The following is a 16132-nucleotide window of genomic DNA, read 5'->3' as shown; positions in this document are numbered from 1 at the left end:
CATGCCGGAGCCAGGGACAAATTCCGGGACCGGTCCGGAGGGAGCAAAAGCAGCGCGGGATGTATTCTTTCCTCCTTGCTCCCCGCCCGGCAAGTTGCTAGAATACGTCAAGCAAGTTTTTCCCCTTTTCCCATGGCCATTTTTGGTTCCTCCAATCTATCCGACTCCGGCGACCTGCTGATTTTCAACAAAGTATCTCATAAAACCCTGCTGATGTTCGAAAAGGAACTGGGCAGGGACCGCATGACGTACCTGGTGGAAGAAAGCCTCCCCCCGGATGCGGCCACCGCCGCCCATCTGGAATCCACCAAGGCGGACGGCATCCTGTTCCAGGCCGGGGGCAGCGATCCCATTGCCCTGCGTTCCGCCATCATGGAACGCATCAACGAGGGCAGAAGGGTAGTATTCCTGCCCGGTCCCGTAGCCCACGTGAAAGGCTCCATCAGCCACATTCCCCCACGGGTGATCAAGGCCCTGGAAGCACTCCATATTTCCCCCGTGCCGGTATGCACGGGCTTTTACACCAGCTCCGTGCTGGACGCGGAGGCGGATACGGACGCCCAGGCGGATATCCAGGTGCACATTCTCCCCAAGCTGGCTCCCGGGGCGGAAATGGCGGCGCGCCTCACCTCCGCGTGGCTGGAATGCTCCGCCCAGGCCTATGCCACGCTGCCGCAGTTGCACGGCTCCCTGTCCGCCCTGCTGTTCCGCAGCCTAAAGCTTCATTCCGACTGCCGGGTGATCGACGGCATTGACGATACCACGCTGACCTACGGCCAGCTTCTGGCCATCTCCGTGGCCTTTGCCAAACGGCTGAAAAAGATCACCACGAACCGCCGCGTAGGCATCATTCTGCCGCCCGGCAAGGGAGCGGCAATCGCCAACCTGGGCTGCCTGTTCGCCGGAAAAACGCCGGTGAATTTCAATTATTCCGCCTCGGAAGGGGCCTTTGCCAGCTCCGTGAAGCAATCCGGCGTGGACTGGTTCATCACGGCGGATACCTTCATGCGCAAGCTCCAGAACTTCCCGTGGCCCCCCCAGCGGGACCTGATCCTCATGGAGCGGGAGATTCCGCTGCTCAAGGGCTCCGCCAAACGCTGGGGCGTGGCCATCAAATTCCTTACAGCGGGGTTCATGATTAAAAAGCTGGGGCTGGATGCGCCCACGGGCGCGGATGAAGCCGTGCTGATGTTCACCTCCGGCTCCTCCGGAGAACCGAAAGGCGTGCCGCTGACCCACCACAACATCCTTTCCAACATCTCCCAGTGTTCCTCCCGCATCACGCTGGCGCCGCAAAGCAGATTCCTGGGCAGCCTCCCCGTATTCCACTGCTTCGGCATCACGATCGGGCTGTGGTACCCGATGATCGGCGGGTACGACATGGTCACCTACCCCTCCCCGCTGGAGGCCAAGCGCCTGGGCGCCCTCATCAAGCAGTACGGCATCAGCCTGGTGGTCACCACCCCCACCTTCCTGCGCGGCTTCATGAAGCGCTGCGAGCCGGACACCTTCAAAACCGTGCGCTACCTGATCGTAGGAGCGGAAAAATTGCCGGACGAGCTCTCCGCCGCCTTCCGGGAAAAGTTCGGCACCGTTCCGTGCGAAGGCTACGGCCTGACGGAAGCCTCCCCGGTCTGCTCCGTCAACTTCATTGACCCGGCCCCGTCCAACGCCGCCGGAGACTTCATTCCCGGCATGAAAAAGGGCTCCGTGGGCGCTCTGCTTCCCGGCATCGCCGTACGCATCACCAGCCCGCATACGGGCCGCGTGGTACCCGTGACGACCTCCGGCATGATCTGGCTGAAGGGGCCGAATATCTTCCCCGGCTACCTGGGCGGTCCGGAAGCCGACCGCGACATTTTCGTGGACGGCTGGCTGAAAACCGGAGACATCGGTTCTGCGGACGAATTCGGCTTCCTGAAAATTGAAGGCCGCATCTCCCGCTTCTCCAAGATAGGCGGGGAAATGGTGCCCCATGAAGCCCTGGAAGCCGCTATCATGAACATCTGGAACCTGGACCCGGCGGACGAGGAACGGCGGATAGCCGTCGTCACCATTCCGGACCCCGTGAAGGGGGAGGCCGTGGCCCTGCTCACCACCCTGGTGACGGACTACGTGCACCAGGCGCGCACCCTCATCAGGCACGGCCTGATTGACCAGGGGCTCCCGGCCCTGTGGTGCCCCAAGGAAATCATTCCCGTGGAGCACATTCCGGTGCTGCCCTCCGGCAAGCTGGACATCAAGCAATGCAGGATGCTGGCTTATGAAGCGCTGAACATTCCCTTTGAACCATAACCCATGGAATTCCCGGAGGAAACGCCTGCCGCTCCCAGGCCCATCACGGTCAAACAGCTCGTTTACCGCCTGAGGGATACGGTCAGCATTGCCGTGGGGACCCAGTGGGTGGTGGGAGAGCTCAGCAACGTCAAGCACCATACCAGCGGCCACGTTTACTTCACCCTGAAGGAACAGGGCGCGGAAATCTTCTGCGCCTTTTTCAAGGCTGCGGCTTCCAAATGCCCCGTACGGCTCCAGGAAGGGATGAAGGTCCATGTGCTGGGCAGCGCCACCGTGTACCCGGACCGGGGCCAGCTTCAACTGGTCATCAGGCAGGTGAAAGCCGCCGGCCAGGGAGACCTGCAGGCGCGCTTTCTGGAACTGAAGGAAAAACTCCAGCGGGAGGGGTTGTTTGACGCTGAACGCAAAAAGGGCATCCCCGCCTTTCCCCGCGCCATCGGCATCGTCACCTCCCCTACCGGCGCCGTCATCCAGGATATACGCCATGTGCTGGAACGCCGCGCCCCGTGGGTGAAAGCCTACCTGCTGCCCGTGCGCGTCCAGGGGGCGGGAGCGGAGCATGAAATAGCCGCTGCCGTGCGCGCCTGGTCCGCAGCCCCTCTCAACGGCCTGCCGCCCGTGGACGTGCTCATTGTGGGCCGCGGGGGCGGCTCCATAGAAGACCTGTGGAACTTCAATGAGGAAACGGTAGCGCGCGCGATTTACGAATGCACCGTTCCCGTGATTTCCGCAGTAGGCCACGATACGGACTTCACCATTGCGGACTTTGTGGCGGACCTGCGCGCCCCCACCCCGACCGCGGCCGCGGAGCTGGCTACGCCGGACGGTCCGGAATGGCTCCGCAAGCTGGCTAGAATGGAACAGGCCCTGCACGCCTCCGCACGGCATTCCCTGTTGCGTTCCAAGCTGAGACTGGATGTTTACCTGCGGGGAAAACTGCTGGATGCGGATTCCCTGCTCTCCCCTTACGCCCAGCGCCTGGACGACATGGAAGAAACCCTGCTGAACGCCGCGGCCACGCGCATTTTTCAAAACACGCTCCATATCAACAAACTGGAACATCAGTTACAAATGCGCCATCCCACCCACCGCAACAGGGAGCGCGCGCAGCTTCTGGCCTCCCTCCAGGCCGGACTGGCCCATGCGGCCGCCGTGCGCATGGCGGATTTCTCTTCACAACTGGCTCTTATTCAAGCCCGGCTGGAAGCTCACAGCCCGGAGCAAACGCTGCGCCGCGGATACGCCCTGGTGGAAAACCAGAATAAGCAGCTCATACGGCAAACGAACCAGGTACATGCAGGAGAAAAATTGAAAGTCCGTGTCTCCGACGGCTGTTTTTATGTCAGGGATGACACACCGCAATAGGCTGTCCACAAGAGCCTAGCATTGCATTTTTTGCACTCAATCTAACAAATTGTGTTTTTTCTGGATTTTACAGGAAGTGGAACCTATCCTAATAGAAGCCTGTCACTGCTCCTATTACCCGGTCCCATAACTTCTGTACATATGCCTTGTAAAAACATCACCCGCTACACTTACGAAACGACAGCCTTTCAAGGCTATCGGTTGGCGATCTGTAAGAACAAGCGCTTATTCACTCGTTATTTCTCCGATTCTCAATACGGGGGCGCTGATGCGGCGCTTCAGGAAGCGATGAGAGTGAGAGATAACATTTTCACACTTTTTGAACAGGGGAACCTTACGGTTAGCCAAATTTTCGCAAAATATACCGTGCGTTCCCGCCGTCAGTCCGCCGCTGACCGCCGTGAAAAAATGATCCACGGAAAAAGGGCTCTCGGCCACGTGCGGCAGAAAGCCAAAGTCCGCAGCTGAGGAATCTGCGGAAGCTGTTTTTTCAGCTTCCCCGGAGCCTTGAATCATACCGGAAACGTTGCATCCGGTACAGGTGGCGTATACTCCTATCACATCAAAAAGCCGTTCTCCGTCCGGAAAGCGGGAATACCGCAGCATGCGCGGCGGAGAAAGCGGCAATCTGTACCAAAACGCCCCCTTTCCGCCATCCGCGCCCGGGAAAGCCAAGAGCGGCCCGGCAAAGCAATTCCGGCACTAATGCGGCTGTGCCGGATAAGCCGATCAAAGGCCTGCGGCACGCTGCCAAGGCATTCTTCCGCCGTCTGTCGCCCGCGGCGCTTCCCGCGGAGGGGCGCGCGGGTCAGCCTGCTGAAAAGGGCTTCAATTATCTGCGGCGGCGGCGCGAAGCAGGCTTTTCCGGTTCTTCCGCCGGGGCTTCCCCTATCTTCGCCAGCACCCGCCGGGCCTCTGTGGTCCGGTTCTGCTTGAGACACACGTCAGCCCAGCTCCGGTGAATTTTGTTGTAAAGGTCTCCGGACTGGATGGAGGCCAGATTATTCTGGAGCTTCGCCTTGTCTTCCGGACTCAGCGCATCCCATTCTTCAACCAGCTTTCCATACTGGGCTTCCGACAGGGGCCACTGTTCTCTGCCCGCGCTTATCTCAGCCTGAAGATTCAGAATGACCGGCTGGAGGGCCTGGACAAACGTGGTGTTCTCACGGGCCACCTTCATCGCCTGGTCCAGATATTTCATCGCCTGGTCATAATCCCGCGCTTTCAGGAAGGCGGCGGCGATGTTCACGTCCTCATAAGCCCGTTTCACCAGAGCCTCCGCCTGGCCGTACTTCTCAAGCTGGGAACGCAGAGCCTCAATGTCCTGGCTCAGGCTGGAACCGCTCAGAATGCGCGGGGCATCCACGCCCAGGGTCATCGCTGTCCCTTCCGCACGGGACAGCAGGCGGGAAGCCTCCTTCAAATCCCCCATCTGCATCCTTACCCGCGCCAGGGCAAGCATCGTTTCCGGCGTGCAGTCCATCTCCGTTTCCGCGGCGCGAAAGCAGATCAGGGCGGCTTCCAACTGGTCAGCCATGGCTTTCAGCTCCGCCTGGGAATACTTACGGCGCGCATTGAGCGGCATATTCAGCTCGTTCAGGATGATTCGGCCCATATCCGGACTGGCGGTCAGGCGGAATTTGGTGAGCAGTTCCCGGGCAATGGCGCTTCCTGTGCCGCCGGGCTGCCCCGTAGTCTTGTCCGGCAGAGTATCCTGAAGCAGCAGAATCTTCACCATGCTCTTCACGTCCTCCGGCTTTTTCAGCATGCTCCTCATGACAGGGGAGGCGGCCTGCTTGCACAACGCGGAAAAACGCTCAAACCTGGCCTGGTCATACGCATAGTGGGCCAGCGGTTCCAGGCATGCCAGACGGATGGATACCTGCTCCTCCGGCGTATTTTTCAAAATCACTTCATAAAGCTTCTCCGCCGTGGCGTCATGCTTGCGGCCTGCAAACTCCCGCGCCCAGTTCAGGCTGACGCCCAGCAGGCGGTTCCTGTCCTCCGCCGGCATGGAGGCGGAATCGGCCAGCTTCTTTTCCAGCAGGGCCGCCAGCATCGGTTCGGATTCCTTCAGCATGCCGCGCCTGTCCATTTCCACCGCCAGCAGCCACGCAAAGGAATCCCGCGCTTCCGGGGAATTCATCCATTCCACCTGCTTGTCCACGGAGGAAGCCATCTGCGCCAGCTCCGCGTCGGAACCGTTCCAGGAGGCCAGCATGCCCTGCAAATGGCCCATGGCCTGCGTCTGGCTGTGCACCTCGTGAATGGTCGGCTTGAACCACCCTTCAATCGTGGGCCAGTACTGGATGTAGCCGAACCAGAGCCCACCCAGCAGCACCAGAAAGAGAACCGGCTTCCAATAAGACTTCTTCTTGCGTGAGGGGCGGTAGGGCTTGTTGGAAAAATGGCGCTCGGAACTCATGCAGGCATTGAGCCAAAAAGGCGGCACAAATCAAGCAAAATAAACACCTCGCAACGTCTTACGAGGACCGCCCGAAGCCTACCGCCGGGAGGATCTGGCGTTCCCGGACGGCCTGCGCCCGGGAGAGGCCATGCGCACGCGGGGAAAACCGGATTCCTTCCAGCAGGCATCCGCCTTCTCCTTCATTCCCAATTCATCGTAACAGCGGCCAAGCTGCTTGTAATTCTCCGACCGCTGTTCCCCCTCCAGCATGGGAAGCACCGCTTCAAAAGTTTCCACGGCCTCCTTCCACTGCTCTCCGTCGCACAGGGCGTATGCCTTGCACAAATAGGACTGCACCAGCAGGCTTCTGCGCTCCGGCCCCTCCCCGCATTTCAGCAGGGAATCCACTGCTCCGGCATAGGCGTGCAGGGCGCTTTCCCGGTCCCCCGCCATATCGCTGGCGAGCCCCAGGGAATAATAAACCCGGCCCAGGGACAGGACGTCCGAGGCAAAGTGGGATTCCCGCAGTTGAAGGGCTTTTTGCAGGTTTTCCCTGGCCTTGTCCCCCTCCCCGGCATCCAGCCACGCTTTGCCCAGCCCTTCCAGGGACTGGGCGGAAATGACGGGGGAAGCCGCGCTGTTGGCAATCGCCTTCAGGAAATCCGCGCGGGCTTCCGGAGCGGCCTTGCGCATGATGTTCACCCACCCCCTCTGATCGTACAGCCCGGCCCAGAACGCATGGTCCGCCGGCAGCACGCCGCGAGCGGCGCCCTCCGCCTGGTAAAGATAAGCCAGGGCTTCCTCATAATTCCCCTGCTCCGTGGAAATGCGCGCCAGCCCGCGCAGGGCGTTAAGGCAGTCATTCAACAAGTAGGAGGCGTTCTCCGAACCGGTAAGGCCCTTTAAAAACAATTCCCGCGCCTCATCCTTCCTGCCGGCCTCCAGCATGGCTTCTCCCATGCTGATGCTCGCCAGGGCCAGGTCACCGGTCGTCTTGTCCGGCTGGGGGCACAGGGCCAGGGCCTTCTTGAAATAGGCGCGCGATTCCGGAATGCGCCCCGTGGCGCGCGCCAGCCGGCCCTGGGCGGCCATAAGCCTGGACCGGACCGGGAGGGCGTCCGTCCCCAGATGGGCGGCGGCGTCCACCGCGCGCTGGAGCAGCACGTTCGCCTCCTCATTCCTGTTCAGCATCTGGTCAATGGAACTCATGGTCTGGAGGGCCCGCACCAGCGGCTCGGCCATTCCCTCCTTCTCATACCCCTCCACGGCGGTTTTCAAATAACCGTAGGCCGGGGAATACTGGTGCTCCGCCAGAAGGGCCTTGGCCACGGCGTCCGCGCGGGGGGCCCACACCCGGTAGCGCCCGGAGGCATATCCGGCGTCAATCAATTCCCTGGCCGCAGGAAGGGCGCGGTCCACGCCGTCCCGGCTGATCAGCTCACGGGTGAGGCCCCAGGCCGTCTCCGTCCGCAACTCCGGATCCCTGATCCATGCCAGGCGTTCCTCCCGGTTGTCCAGAATGCCGGCCAGGCTCTCGCGTGAAGCGAAAACATCCGCCATGAAGCGGGATAAATTCTGCATGGCCTTTTCATCGCTCTTCTGCACCACCACCGGCGGTGTGGTCAGCATCCCTTCATCATAACCGATGCGGTACGCCATATGGTACGTCAGGAACTCCAGCAGCATCACGAGCGCGCACAAGCACAGGGCAATCAGCCACTTGGTGCGCGGAGACAGGGGTTTCAAAGGAGAAGGGGCCTGCATAACAAGTGCATAACGTTACCCGGCGCTCCCTGAATTTCAAGCTTTTTGCATGGGGAGGAAATCTCCGCTGCACCTGAAGGCGGACAAACCAGCCGACGACAACCGTTTCCCCGCCAGTCCCCGGGACCGGCCCGGGAAAGCTTTTTCCTGCCTTTTTCCCACTTTCCGGCCCTTCTCTCCGCCTTCCGCCGGGCGCTTTTCTCCGGGCCATGCGCGGCAATTTACGTCAGCCGTTCCTGCGCTTCCGTTCGGACGCCCGGTACAACTGCCAGGCATTCCATAAATTATGCCACAGCACGTAAAACGTAGGCCCCAGCGCGGCGATGGGGCTGGCATACGTCAGCGCCAGGTAAATGGACAGCGTGGTATTCTTCTGCCCCAGGGCCTGGCTGCACTCCGCGGCACGGGTACGCCCCCCCCAGCAAATGCCCCAGCCCGAAGTTGATCCCGCACACCAGCAGGGAAACTGCGCCGATCTGTTCCAGCACGCGCTCCGAAATGCCGTCACGGGAGGAAATATCATAAGAGGCGTTCGCCGCGATCAAAACCAGAATCACCACCCAGATGCCGAAGGTGACGTCCTTCAGCTTCCGCGGCCACGCAATGGCCCGCGGATAAAAACGCCGCGCCGCCAGGGCCAGAACCAGCGGCAGCAGCATCACCAGGGAAATATTCTGGGCCACGTTCAGGTAAATCTCAAAGCCGCCCTGCCCCACGACCGCCGGCAGAATGAAAGGCAGCAGGGCGCAAATAATGCCGTTAAGCAGCAGGAGGGCCGTCAGCATGAACTCCACGCTGCCGCCCAGCAGCCCCATCACCACGGGAGCCGCCGTGGCCGTGGGCATGATGCCCACGAAGAAAGCGGCCTCCGCCAGGTACCCGTCTCCGAAAACGAGGCGGCACGCGCCCCAGGCCGCCAGGGCCACGAGCAGGTTGGCCCCTACCAGGAGCCAGTGCGCGCGCTCCGGCTTCATCCGTTTGAAGCGGATGCCCAGAAACGTCACAAACAGCATCACGATCAGCATCCACTTGAACGTCCAGCTATACACGTGCAGGCCGGGCATCATGTACCCCGCAATAAAAGCCGCCACGATGGCAAACGTGCGGATGAGGGACTTGAACATGTGGAATGCGGACGGCAGTGAAAAGGTTATGCTGGTTTTTCACACAAATGGATCAGGCCGTCCACCTGGCGGACAATCAGCTCAAACAAATCCTGCACGCTGCCCTTGGGAACCCGGTTGTTCTCCATCAGCTCCATAATCATCCGCAAACGGGTCAGCAGGCCGATCATGATGCTTTCAATAGCCAGCACCGTCCAGAAAACCTGGTACGTGGAAGCGCCCGGAAACATGGTGCGGATGCAGTCATGCAGCCGCCGGCGTATGGGGGAATACACCTCCTTGATATACTCCACCGCTATCTCCGGCGTCTGCACGTGGCAAATGGCCAGCAGGCGCAGGTAATGGGGGAAATTGCCCAGTTCTTCCAGCTTCACATGCAGGAGGCCGTGGAAGGAAGGGTAAACATAGGCGTGGGCCAGCGCCCGCACCGTGCCTTTCTCCATGGCCTCATTCATCATGGAAATCCGGAAATCCCGCGCCTGCGGCGCATACTTCATCATGACCGCCTTCCAAAGCCCTTCCTTGCCGCCAAAATAATAATTGGCGGAGGCGATGTTGACGGATGCCTGCTGGGAAATCATGCGCATGGAAGTGCCTGTATAGCCGTGCTCGGCAAACAGGCACTCCGCCGCGTCCAGCAATCGTTCCTTGGTTCCTTTCTGTCGTTTCATGGGGGGTGGGGGAAGTTTGGAATTATCGGTCAACGCGGGCGGCGCGGACCTGGATGGAATGGTTGTGGGCGTCCAGCCCCTCCACTCTGGCGAACTCCGCCACGTACGGAGCGGACTTGAGCACGGCCTCCCGGTTCATCCGCACCACGCTGGTGCGCCGCTGGAACTGGTCCGCCCGCAGGCCGGAAAACGACTTGCCGGCCCCGCCGGTCGGCAGGGTGTGGCTGGGGCCTGCCAGGAAATCCCCGCAGGCCACCGTGGAAAAAGCGCCGGCATAAATGGCGCCCGCCGTCCGGATGCCGTCCAGCACGGCGTCTTCATCCCGCGTGACGAGCACCAGATGCTCCGGAGCGAAGGCGTTCACCAGGTCCACCCCCTCCTGGATGGAGGAAACCAGAAAACCGTAAGCGTGCTTGTCCAGCACCTCCCGGATGATGGAACCGCGGCTCAGCAGGGCGGCCTGGCGTTCCACCTCCGCTTCCACTTGTTCCAATAACGCCTCCGACGTGGTAACGAACACCACCACGCTGTCCGGACCGTGTTCCCCCTGCGCCAGCAGGTCGGCGGCCAGGAACTCCGCGTCTGCGGTCTCATCCGCCAGCACCATCACCTCACTGGGTCCGGGGAGCAGGTCGATGGCGACGGCTCCCACCAGCTGGCGCTTGGCCTCCACCACAAAACGGTTGCCGGGGCCGAAAATCTTCTCAACCGGCTTCACGCTCTCCGTTCCCACCGCAAGGGCGGCAATCGCCTGCGCTCCGCCTATCTTGACAATCTCCGTAGCGCCGGAAGCCTTCAATGCATATAAAAGAGCGGGATTCACCCGCCCGTCCGGCCCGCAGGGCGTAGCGGCCACAATCTCCCGCACGCCGGCGGCCTGGGCAAAACCGCCCGTCATGATGGACGTGGACACCAGGGGAGCCTTCCCGCCTGGAATATAAATGCCCACGCGGTCATACGGAAGGAAGCGTTCCGCCACCTCCACACCCTGGGCGTTCACGCCGGACCAGTCCTGCCTGCGGCTGCGGTCTGAAAAATAATGGATGTTGGCCAGGGAGGCGGCAATGGCCTCTTTCACGGAATCCTCCACGGCGGCTTCCGCCCCCGCCAGCTCCGCCTCCGTCACGAACAGGGAGGAAGGATCCAGATGCACCCTGTCAAACCTGGCGGCATAATCAAAAAGGGCCTCGTCCCCGCGCGCGGAAACGTCCTGGATAATAGCGTTAACGGTATCCCTTACGGAATCCTCCGGGAGAGCGCGGCGGTTCATCCGGCTCTTCATTTCGTCAAAGCAGGTGTCGGAAGGACGGTAAATTTTCATAAAAGATATAATACGGAAAAATGAGAAGGAAGTTTCACAATCTTTAAGCATGCAGTCAAGCCTTCTGTCCTCTTTGATTTCCAAAGGCACTCCATGAATCTCCCGGACAAAAAATCAAAAGACCAAACCATTCTCCCTTGACCGGCACAAAAAACAGGCATAGCCTTTCTTTCGCAAACATTTGGCCGAACGGCCCACTGTCATGAACATTCACGAATATCAAGCAAAACAACTCTTTGAGCGCTTTGGCGTGGCTACCCCCAGGGGCATTGCCGCCGCCACTGCTCAGGAAGCAGCACAAATAGCCCGGAACATGGGCGTTTCCCAATACGTAGTTAAGGCACAGGTACACGCTGGCGGCCGTGGCAAAGGCACCTTCAAAAACGGCTTCAAGGGCGGCGTGCACGTCGTTGACTCCGTGGAGGAAGTGGAAGACGTAGCCGGCAAGATGCTCAACCAGGTTCTGGTCACCAAGCAAACCGGGGAAACCGGCAAGCTGGTCAGCAAGATCATGGTGGCGGAAGCCGTGGACCTGAAGAAGGAATGCTACTTCGCCATTCTCCAGGACCGCGCCCGTGAATGCCCCGTCATCGTAGCCAGCACGGAAGGCGGCATGGACATTGAAGAAGTGGCCGCCACCCGTCCGGAAGCCATCATCCGCGAACACATTGATCCGGCCCTGGGCATCCTGCCCTTCCAGGCCCTCAAGATCGCCGTGGCCCTGGGCCTGACCGGCCCCCTGCTCCGCCAGGCCACCAAGCTCATCACCAACGTTTACAAGCTCTTCACCGCCCTGGACTGCTCCCTGGTGGAAATCAACCCCCTCGTGGTCACCACGGACGACCGCGTGTGCGCCCTGGACGCCAAATTCAACTTTGACGACAACGCCCTGTACCGCCACCCGGAAATCATGGAAATGCGGGATGAAACGGAAGAAGACCCCCGTGAAGTGGAAGCCGGCAAATATGACCTGAACTACATCGGCCTGGACGGCAACATCGGCTGCATGGTAAACGGCGCCGGGCTGGCCATGGCCACGATGGACATCATCAAATACTACGGCGGCGAACCCGCCAACTTCCTGGACGTGGGCGGCTCCGCCACAGAGGAAATGGTAACCAACGCGTTCCGCATCCTCACCAGCGACAAGAATGTGAAGGCACTTCTGGTCAACATCTTCGGCGGCATCATGCGCTGCGACGTCATCGCCCAGGGCATTGTGGCCGCGGCGAAAAACATTGACATGAAAATCCCGCTCGTCGTCCGCCTGGAAGGCACCAACGTGGAAATCGGCAAGAAAATCCTCGCAGACAGCGGCATCGCCATCATCCCTGCCGACAACCTGGACGAAGCCGCCCAGAAGGCGGTTGCAGCAGTCAAATAACCCTCACTATTTATTACGACAATGACATCTCTCATTGACAAAAACACCCGTCTGGTTGTGCAAGGCATCACCGGCAGCGCCGGCGCGTTCCACGCCAAAAACTGCATGGACTTCGGCACCAACGTGGTCGCCGGCGTGACCCCCGGCAAGGGCGGCCAGCTCTTTGAAGGCAAGGTCCCCGTCTTCGACACCGTGGCGGAAGCCAAAAAAGCCACGGACTGCAACGCCTCCATGATCTTTGTGCCGCCGCCCTTCGCCGCGGACGCCATCATGGAAGCCGCAGACGCGGGCGTGAAGCTCATCGTCTGCATCACGGAAGGCATCCCGGTGCAGGACATGCAGAAGGTGAAAGCCTTCCTGAAGGACAAGGACGTGACCCTCATCGGCCCGAACTGCCCCGGCATCGTCAACCCCGCCGCCAACTGCAAGATCGGCATCATGCCGGCCTACATCTTCAAGCCCGGCAGAATCGGCATCGTCTCCCGTTCCGGCACGCTCACCTATGAAGCCGTCTGGCAGGTCACCAACATGGGCCTGGGCCAGAGCATGTGCATCGGTATCGGCGGCGACCCCGTCCACGGCATGACCCAGCAGCAGGCCGTTCAATTCTTCACGGAAGACCCCAATACGGACGCCTTCATCATGATCGGTGAAATCGGCGGTTCCGAAGAGGAAGAAGCCGCTGAATGGATCAAGAACAACTGCAAAAAGCCCGTCGCCGCCTTCATCGCGGGCGCCACGGCTCCCAAGGGCCGCCGCATGGGCCACGCAGGCGCCATCGTGGCCGGAGGCAAAGGCACCGCCGCCGCCAAGCAGGAAGCCCTGAAGGAAGCCGGCATCGTGGTCGCCAAGACGCCCGCCCAGATGGGCGCCGCCCTGGCGGAAGCCATGAAAAACAAGGGAATGTAAGCCCTCATTTACACACTCCCAATCAAATCCTAAAGCGCCTCCTGTTCAGGAGGCGCTTTTTCTTGGAAGGACACGGCATCAATCCCATGATGCTGATTGGACCTGGATATAAGAAGACAGACATCTTTCAGGTATCTAAACAGGAGAAGCTTTCTAGTAATGCACAGAAACATTCCTATTATGTATTTTCCATATTACAAATTCACTTATATAATAATTATAATAAATATCATTATTAAAAATTAAATCATTTTTCTTTACAAAAGATTCAATTTAAAATACGTATTTTAGCATATTTATGAAATATCTCTCTCATCTTGTTTGCTTTTTAGGAATTCTGTACAGTTGCAACAATTTATTAGCAAACGATAATAATGACGATCTTGAAGAAACGGAGCAAGAAGCTTCTGCTTCTCTTAAGATCAAATCTCAAACACAATTATGTTCAGCAGATTATTATATTAAGAAAGGACTAGATAAGGAAGAAGATCGAAAAAGAACAGATATCGGTATCGGAGAAAAAATCACATTTTTACTTGTTGGAAAACCTAAAGGCGACATCAAGGAACTTACTTGGAATATTAAAGGAAACGGCTTCGAAGAAACAAAGGCCGACTTATTAAAAGGATCACAAAAGATTAGTCTAATTGCAAAAAAATCATTAACAAAAGATACGAACGTTCAAATTGTTGCCCAAACCAGTGAAGGGAAGGAAGCAAAGATTTCAATTAATATCAAAGTTCCTACAAAGATAGAGGCAAAGAAATTTAGTGGAGAAATTGAAACAGAAGATGGCAACGATAAAGTTGATACCAAAAAAATTAAATTCCCGAAAGGAAAGTATGGTCTCATAGGATTCATTGAATTAACCTTATTGCCCACTAATGTAAGTTTTAAAAAAATTAACGCTGTTGAGCGAGACGGAGGTCTTGAATGGCCTGAGAGAGACAATAATTCAAAAAAACCGGTACTAGCATCAGCACATACAGGACACGGAGTTAATAAAATTGTTAGAATAAGAGATAAAAATAATCTTTATGACATGGTTGCTGAGACAGGAGATACAGTAGTTAACCTTAACGCAATTCGCAAGTCGGGAGTGAATCCACAAAATTTCTGGTGGATATGTAAAAAATATATTAATTTAAAAGAAGAAAATAAAGATACCATTTCATTAGGGAAAACAAACCAAATATTCAATATAGAAGCAATAAAAATGTCTATAACTATAACTATTGTAAAATTTGGATTAGAATTTAAAAGAAACTCTGATGAAGGTGAAATTTTATGAAAGTACTATCATTTATGTATATATCTATCATTAGTCTACTCATTTCGTTGTGTCCTATTGTTATGGCTGATTCTTCTCTGAAAAGTCCTGCCTGCTTAGATCAATTTAAACAACCATCTGCCACTATCCAGAAACTTTCGGATTTGCTAGAATATCAGCATTTTAAATCCTTTTATAAAAATGCCGAAAAACATACATTTACCTTCGGTTTAACGACGCAAAATAATATTAATACTGAATTGAGCGACAAAATATGGCATTGTTATCTTGTCGCCTCAGCTCCGTTATTTTCCTTTAAAACATATCAGAAAACCGAACCGGAAGTTGAGATTGATGAAATGGCCGATATCAATCAAAAATCCGAGATTTGTCTATTCCTCGATAAATATATAAGACTTATTAAGGATTCGAATGATATGAAAGAATCTTCTAAAAAACAGATTATCCATCATATATTTTTGCCTTATTATGCAAAAATATTAAAACAATTCAAAGAATCAAAAGAACATAATCCCTACAGAATCACGGAATATAAAGAAACAAACGGAGAATCTAAAAACTTAAAAGAAAATAAAACTATTTATATTGAATCTCAAGAACAAATTTCAGAGCTTTGGAATCTTCTCAACGAAGTTGCTGATGGTGAATCATTTATTAACTCTAGAAATCAAGTAATCGAAGACGAAACTAAAGACCTGGAAAAATCTTTTATGGAAATTCTTGTTTCCATCTTTCCTGGTAAATATTCCAAAGTCGAAGAGTTCCTTCTTCAAGCCGGCTATACCAAAGAGGAAATTCCTAATTTGATTGATCGCACCGTCGGCAGGAACAATAAAACTGACTTTCTCTACAAAGGAAAGCATCGCCTTGCACATGACCGGCTCCTTAAGAAAAAGAAATAACTTCTCTCTTTCCGAAACAATGCATTGCCGCAAGCACACAAAGAACATTCACAAACGGACATGAAATATCCGTCATCTTAGGACATTCCTACAAGCACAGTTTTAATGCAGCAATTGCCGCCACGGCAGTACATGTACTCAAGGAACAGGGCCACACCATCCGCTTTCATGACCTCTGCCGGGAGCACTCCAACCCCGTTCGGCCGGACATGGAACTGGTCAGCGACATCCCGGGAAAACGCCTGGACAGCTCTCCATCAGCCGGAAACCAGGGAAGTTGACGGCATTGTCATCATCCATCCTAACTGGTGGGGACAGCCCCGGCTTTTAAAGACTGCATCTTCGCTTTCTGCGGCGTGCATGTTTTTGAAAGAAAAATGTTCTGCATCCTTGTAGCCAGCACTCCGGACATCCGTGCCAAATGACTTGACGAAGTGCGGGAAACGGTATGCACCCTCTTTCCCCCCTGAGAGAGAACCCCGGTAAGAGCCCGCTTCGTGCCAAGATGAGCGAGCATGGGAATTCATGAAAGCCACGGACTACTCCCCTACCGTAAACCCGGCGGGAAGGAAACTAGTTTCCCTTTAAAGCAATTACGGCCAAATTGATTTTCATACTCCCCCGTTAGGAAGGATTTCCCTTAAGGAAGTCCTTCCGGATATCGATCCTTGATAAGCTTTGGCAAAGGGAAAGATA

Annotated in this window: 12 protein-coding genes; 6 read left to right on the top strand and 6 right to left on the bottom strand. The window is 56.4% G+C overall.

Annotated features, from left to right (window positions below; translation table 11 throughout):
* Positions 1 to 132: 132 nt before the first annotated feature.
* Together J5W70_RS09820 and xseA are read left to right on the top strand one after the other, a co-directional pair.
* Positions 133 to 2295 carry an AMP-binding protein gene (locus tag J5W70_RS09820; protein WP_022395996.1) on the top strand — a complete coding sequence of 721 codons (2163 nt, stop codon included), beginning with the start codon at positions 133 to 135 and terminating at the stop codon, positions 2293 to 2295.
* 3 nt (positions 2296 to 2298) lie between these two features.
* Positions 2299 to 3663, top strand: a complete 1365-nt coding sequence (gene xseA / locus J5W70_RS09815; protein WP_022395995.1) for an exodeoxyribonuclease VII large subunit — start codon at positions 2299 to 2301, stop codon at positions 3661 to 3663.
* A gap of 225 nt (positions 3664 to 3888) precedes the next feature.
* Here xseA and J5W70_RS09810 read toward each other — a convergent pair whose 3' ends face one another.
* The 6 genes from J5W70_RS09810 to hisD all read right to left on the bottom strand — a co-directional run bounded on the left by J5W70_RS09810 (position 3889) and on the right by hisD (position 10950).
* Positions 3889 to 4179, bottom strand: a complete 291-nt coding sequence (locus J5W70_RS09810) for a hypothetical protein (RefSeq protein ID WP_146018110.1) — start codon at positions 4177 to 4179, stop codon at positions 3889 to 3891.
* A gap of 316 nt (positions 4180 to 4495) precedes the next feature.
* A complete protein-coding gene (locus J5W70_RS09805) occupies positions 4496 to 6088 on the bottom strand; it encodes a tetratricopeptide repeat protein (RefSeq protein ID WP_022395993.1) in 1593 nt (530 codons plus the stop codon).
* A gap of 78 nt (positions 6089 to 6166) precedes the next feature.
* A complete protein-coding gene (locus tag J5W70_RS09800; RefSeq protein ID WP_022395992.1) occupies positions 6167 to 7834 on the bottom strand; it encodes a tetratricopeptide repeat protein in 1668 nt (555 codons plus the stop codon).
* Positions 7835 to 8118: 284 nt separating this feature from the next.
* The gene (locus J5W70_RS09795) at positions 8119 to 8958 is read right to left on the bottom strand and encodes a hypothetical protein (protein WP_215841913.1); all 840 of its coding nucleotides are present in this window, start codon (positions 8956 to 8958) and stop codon (positions 8119 to 8121) included.
* 26 nt (positions 8959 to 8984) lie between these two features.
* Positions 8985 to 9629, bottom strand: a complete 645-nt coding sequence (locus J5W70_RS09790) for a TetR/AcrR family transcriptional regulator (RefSeq protein ID WP_215832785.1) — start codon at positions 9627 to 9629, stop codon at positions 8985 to 8987.
* A gap of 22 nt (positions 9630 to 9651) precedes the next feature.
* Entirely contained in the window at positions 9652 to 10950 is a 1299-nt protein-coding gene (hisD, locus tag J5W70_RS09785; RefSeq protein WP_102721767.1) for a histidinol dehydrogenase, read from the bottom strand.
* 202 nt (positions 10951 to 11152) lie between these two features.
* Here hisD and sucC point away from each other — a divergent pair, with 202 nt between their 5' ends.
* From sucC to J5W70_RS09765, 4 genes are all read left to right on the top strand, one after another.
* Positions 11153 to 12334: an ADP-forming succinate--CoA ligase subunit beta gene (gene sucC, locus J5W70_RS09780; protein ID WP_022397861.1), complete on the top strand. Its 1182-nt coding sequence runs from the start codon at positions 11153 to 11155 to the stop codon at positions 12332 to 12334.
* 21 nt (positions 12335 to 12355) lie between these two features.
* Complete coding sequence (sucD, locus tag J5W70_RS09775; protein WP_022397860.1) at positions 12356 to 13243, top strand: succinate--CoA ligase subunit alpha; 888 nt, start codon at positions 12356 to 12358, stop codon at positions 13241 to 13243.
* A gap of 298 nt (positions 13244 to 13541) precedes the next feature.
* Positions 13542 to 14534 (top strand): hypothetical protein, encoded by a 993-nt coding sequence (locus J5W70_RS09770; protein ID WP_022397859.1) that lies wholly within the window; start codon positions 13542 to 13544, stop codon positions 14532 to 14534.
* A 62-nt stretch (positions 14535 to 14596) separates the two neighbouring features.
* Positions 14597 to 15436 carry a hypothetical protein gene (locus J5W70_RS09765; RefSeq protein ID WP_102749497.1) on the top strand — a complete coding sequence of 280 codons (840 nt, stop codon included), beginning with the start codon at positions 14597 to 14599 and terminating at the stop codon, positions 15434 to 15436.
* Positions 15437 to 16132 lie beyond the last annotated feature (696 nt).

The organism is Akkermansia massiliensis, assembly GCF_018847375.1.
GTDB classification, from domain to species: Bacteria; Verrucomicrobiota; Verrucomicrobiia; order Verrucomicrobiales; family Akkermansiaceae; genus Akkermansia; species Akkermansia massiliensis.
Note: the sequence above shows the minus strand (reverse complement) of the source record. Positions and strands in the feature narration are given on the sequence as shown.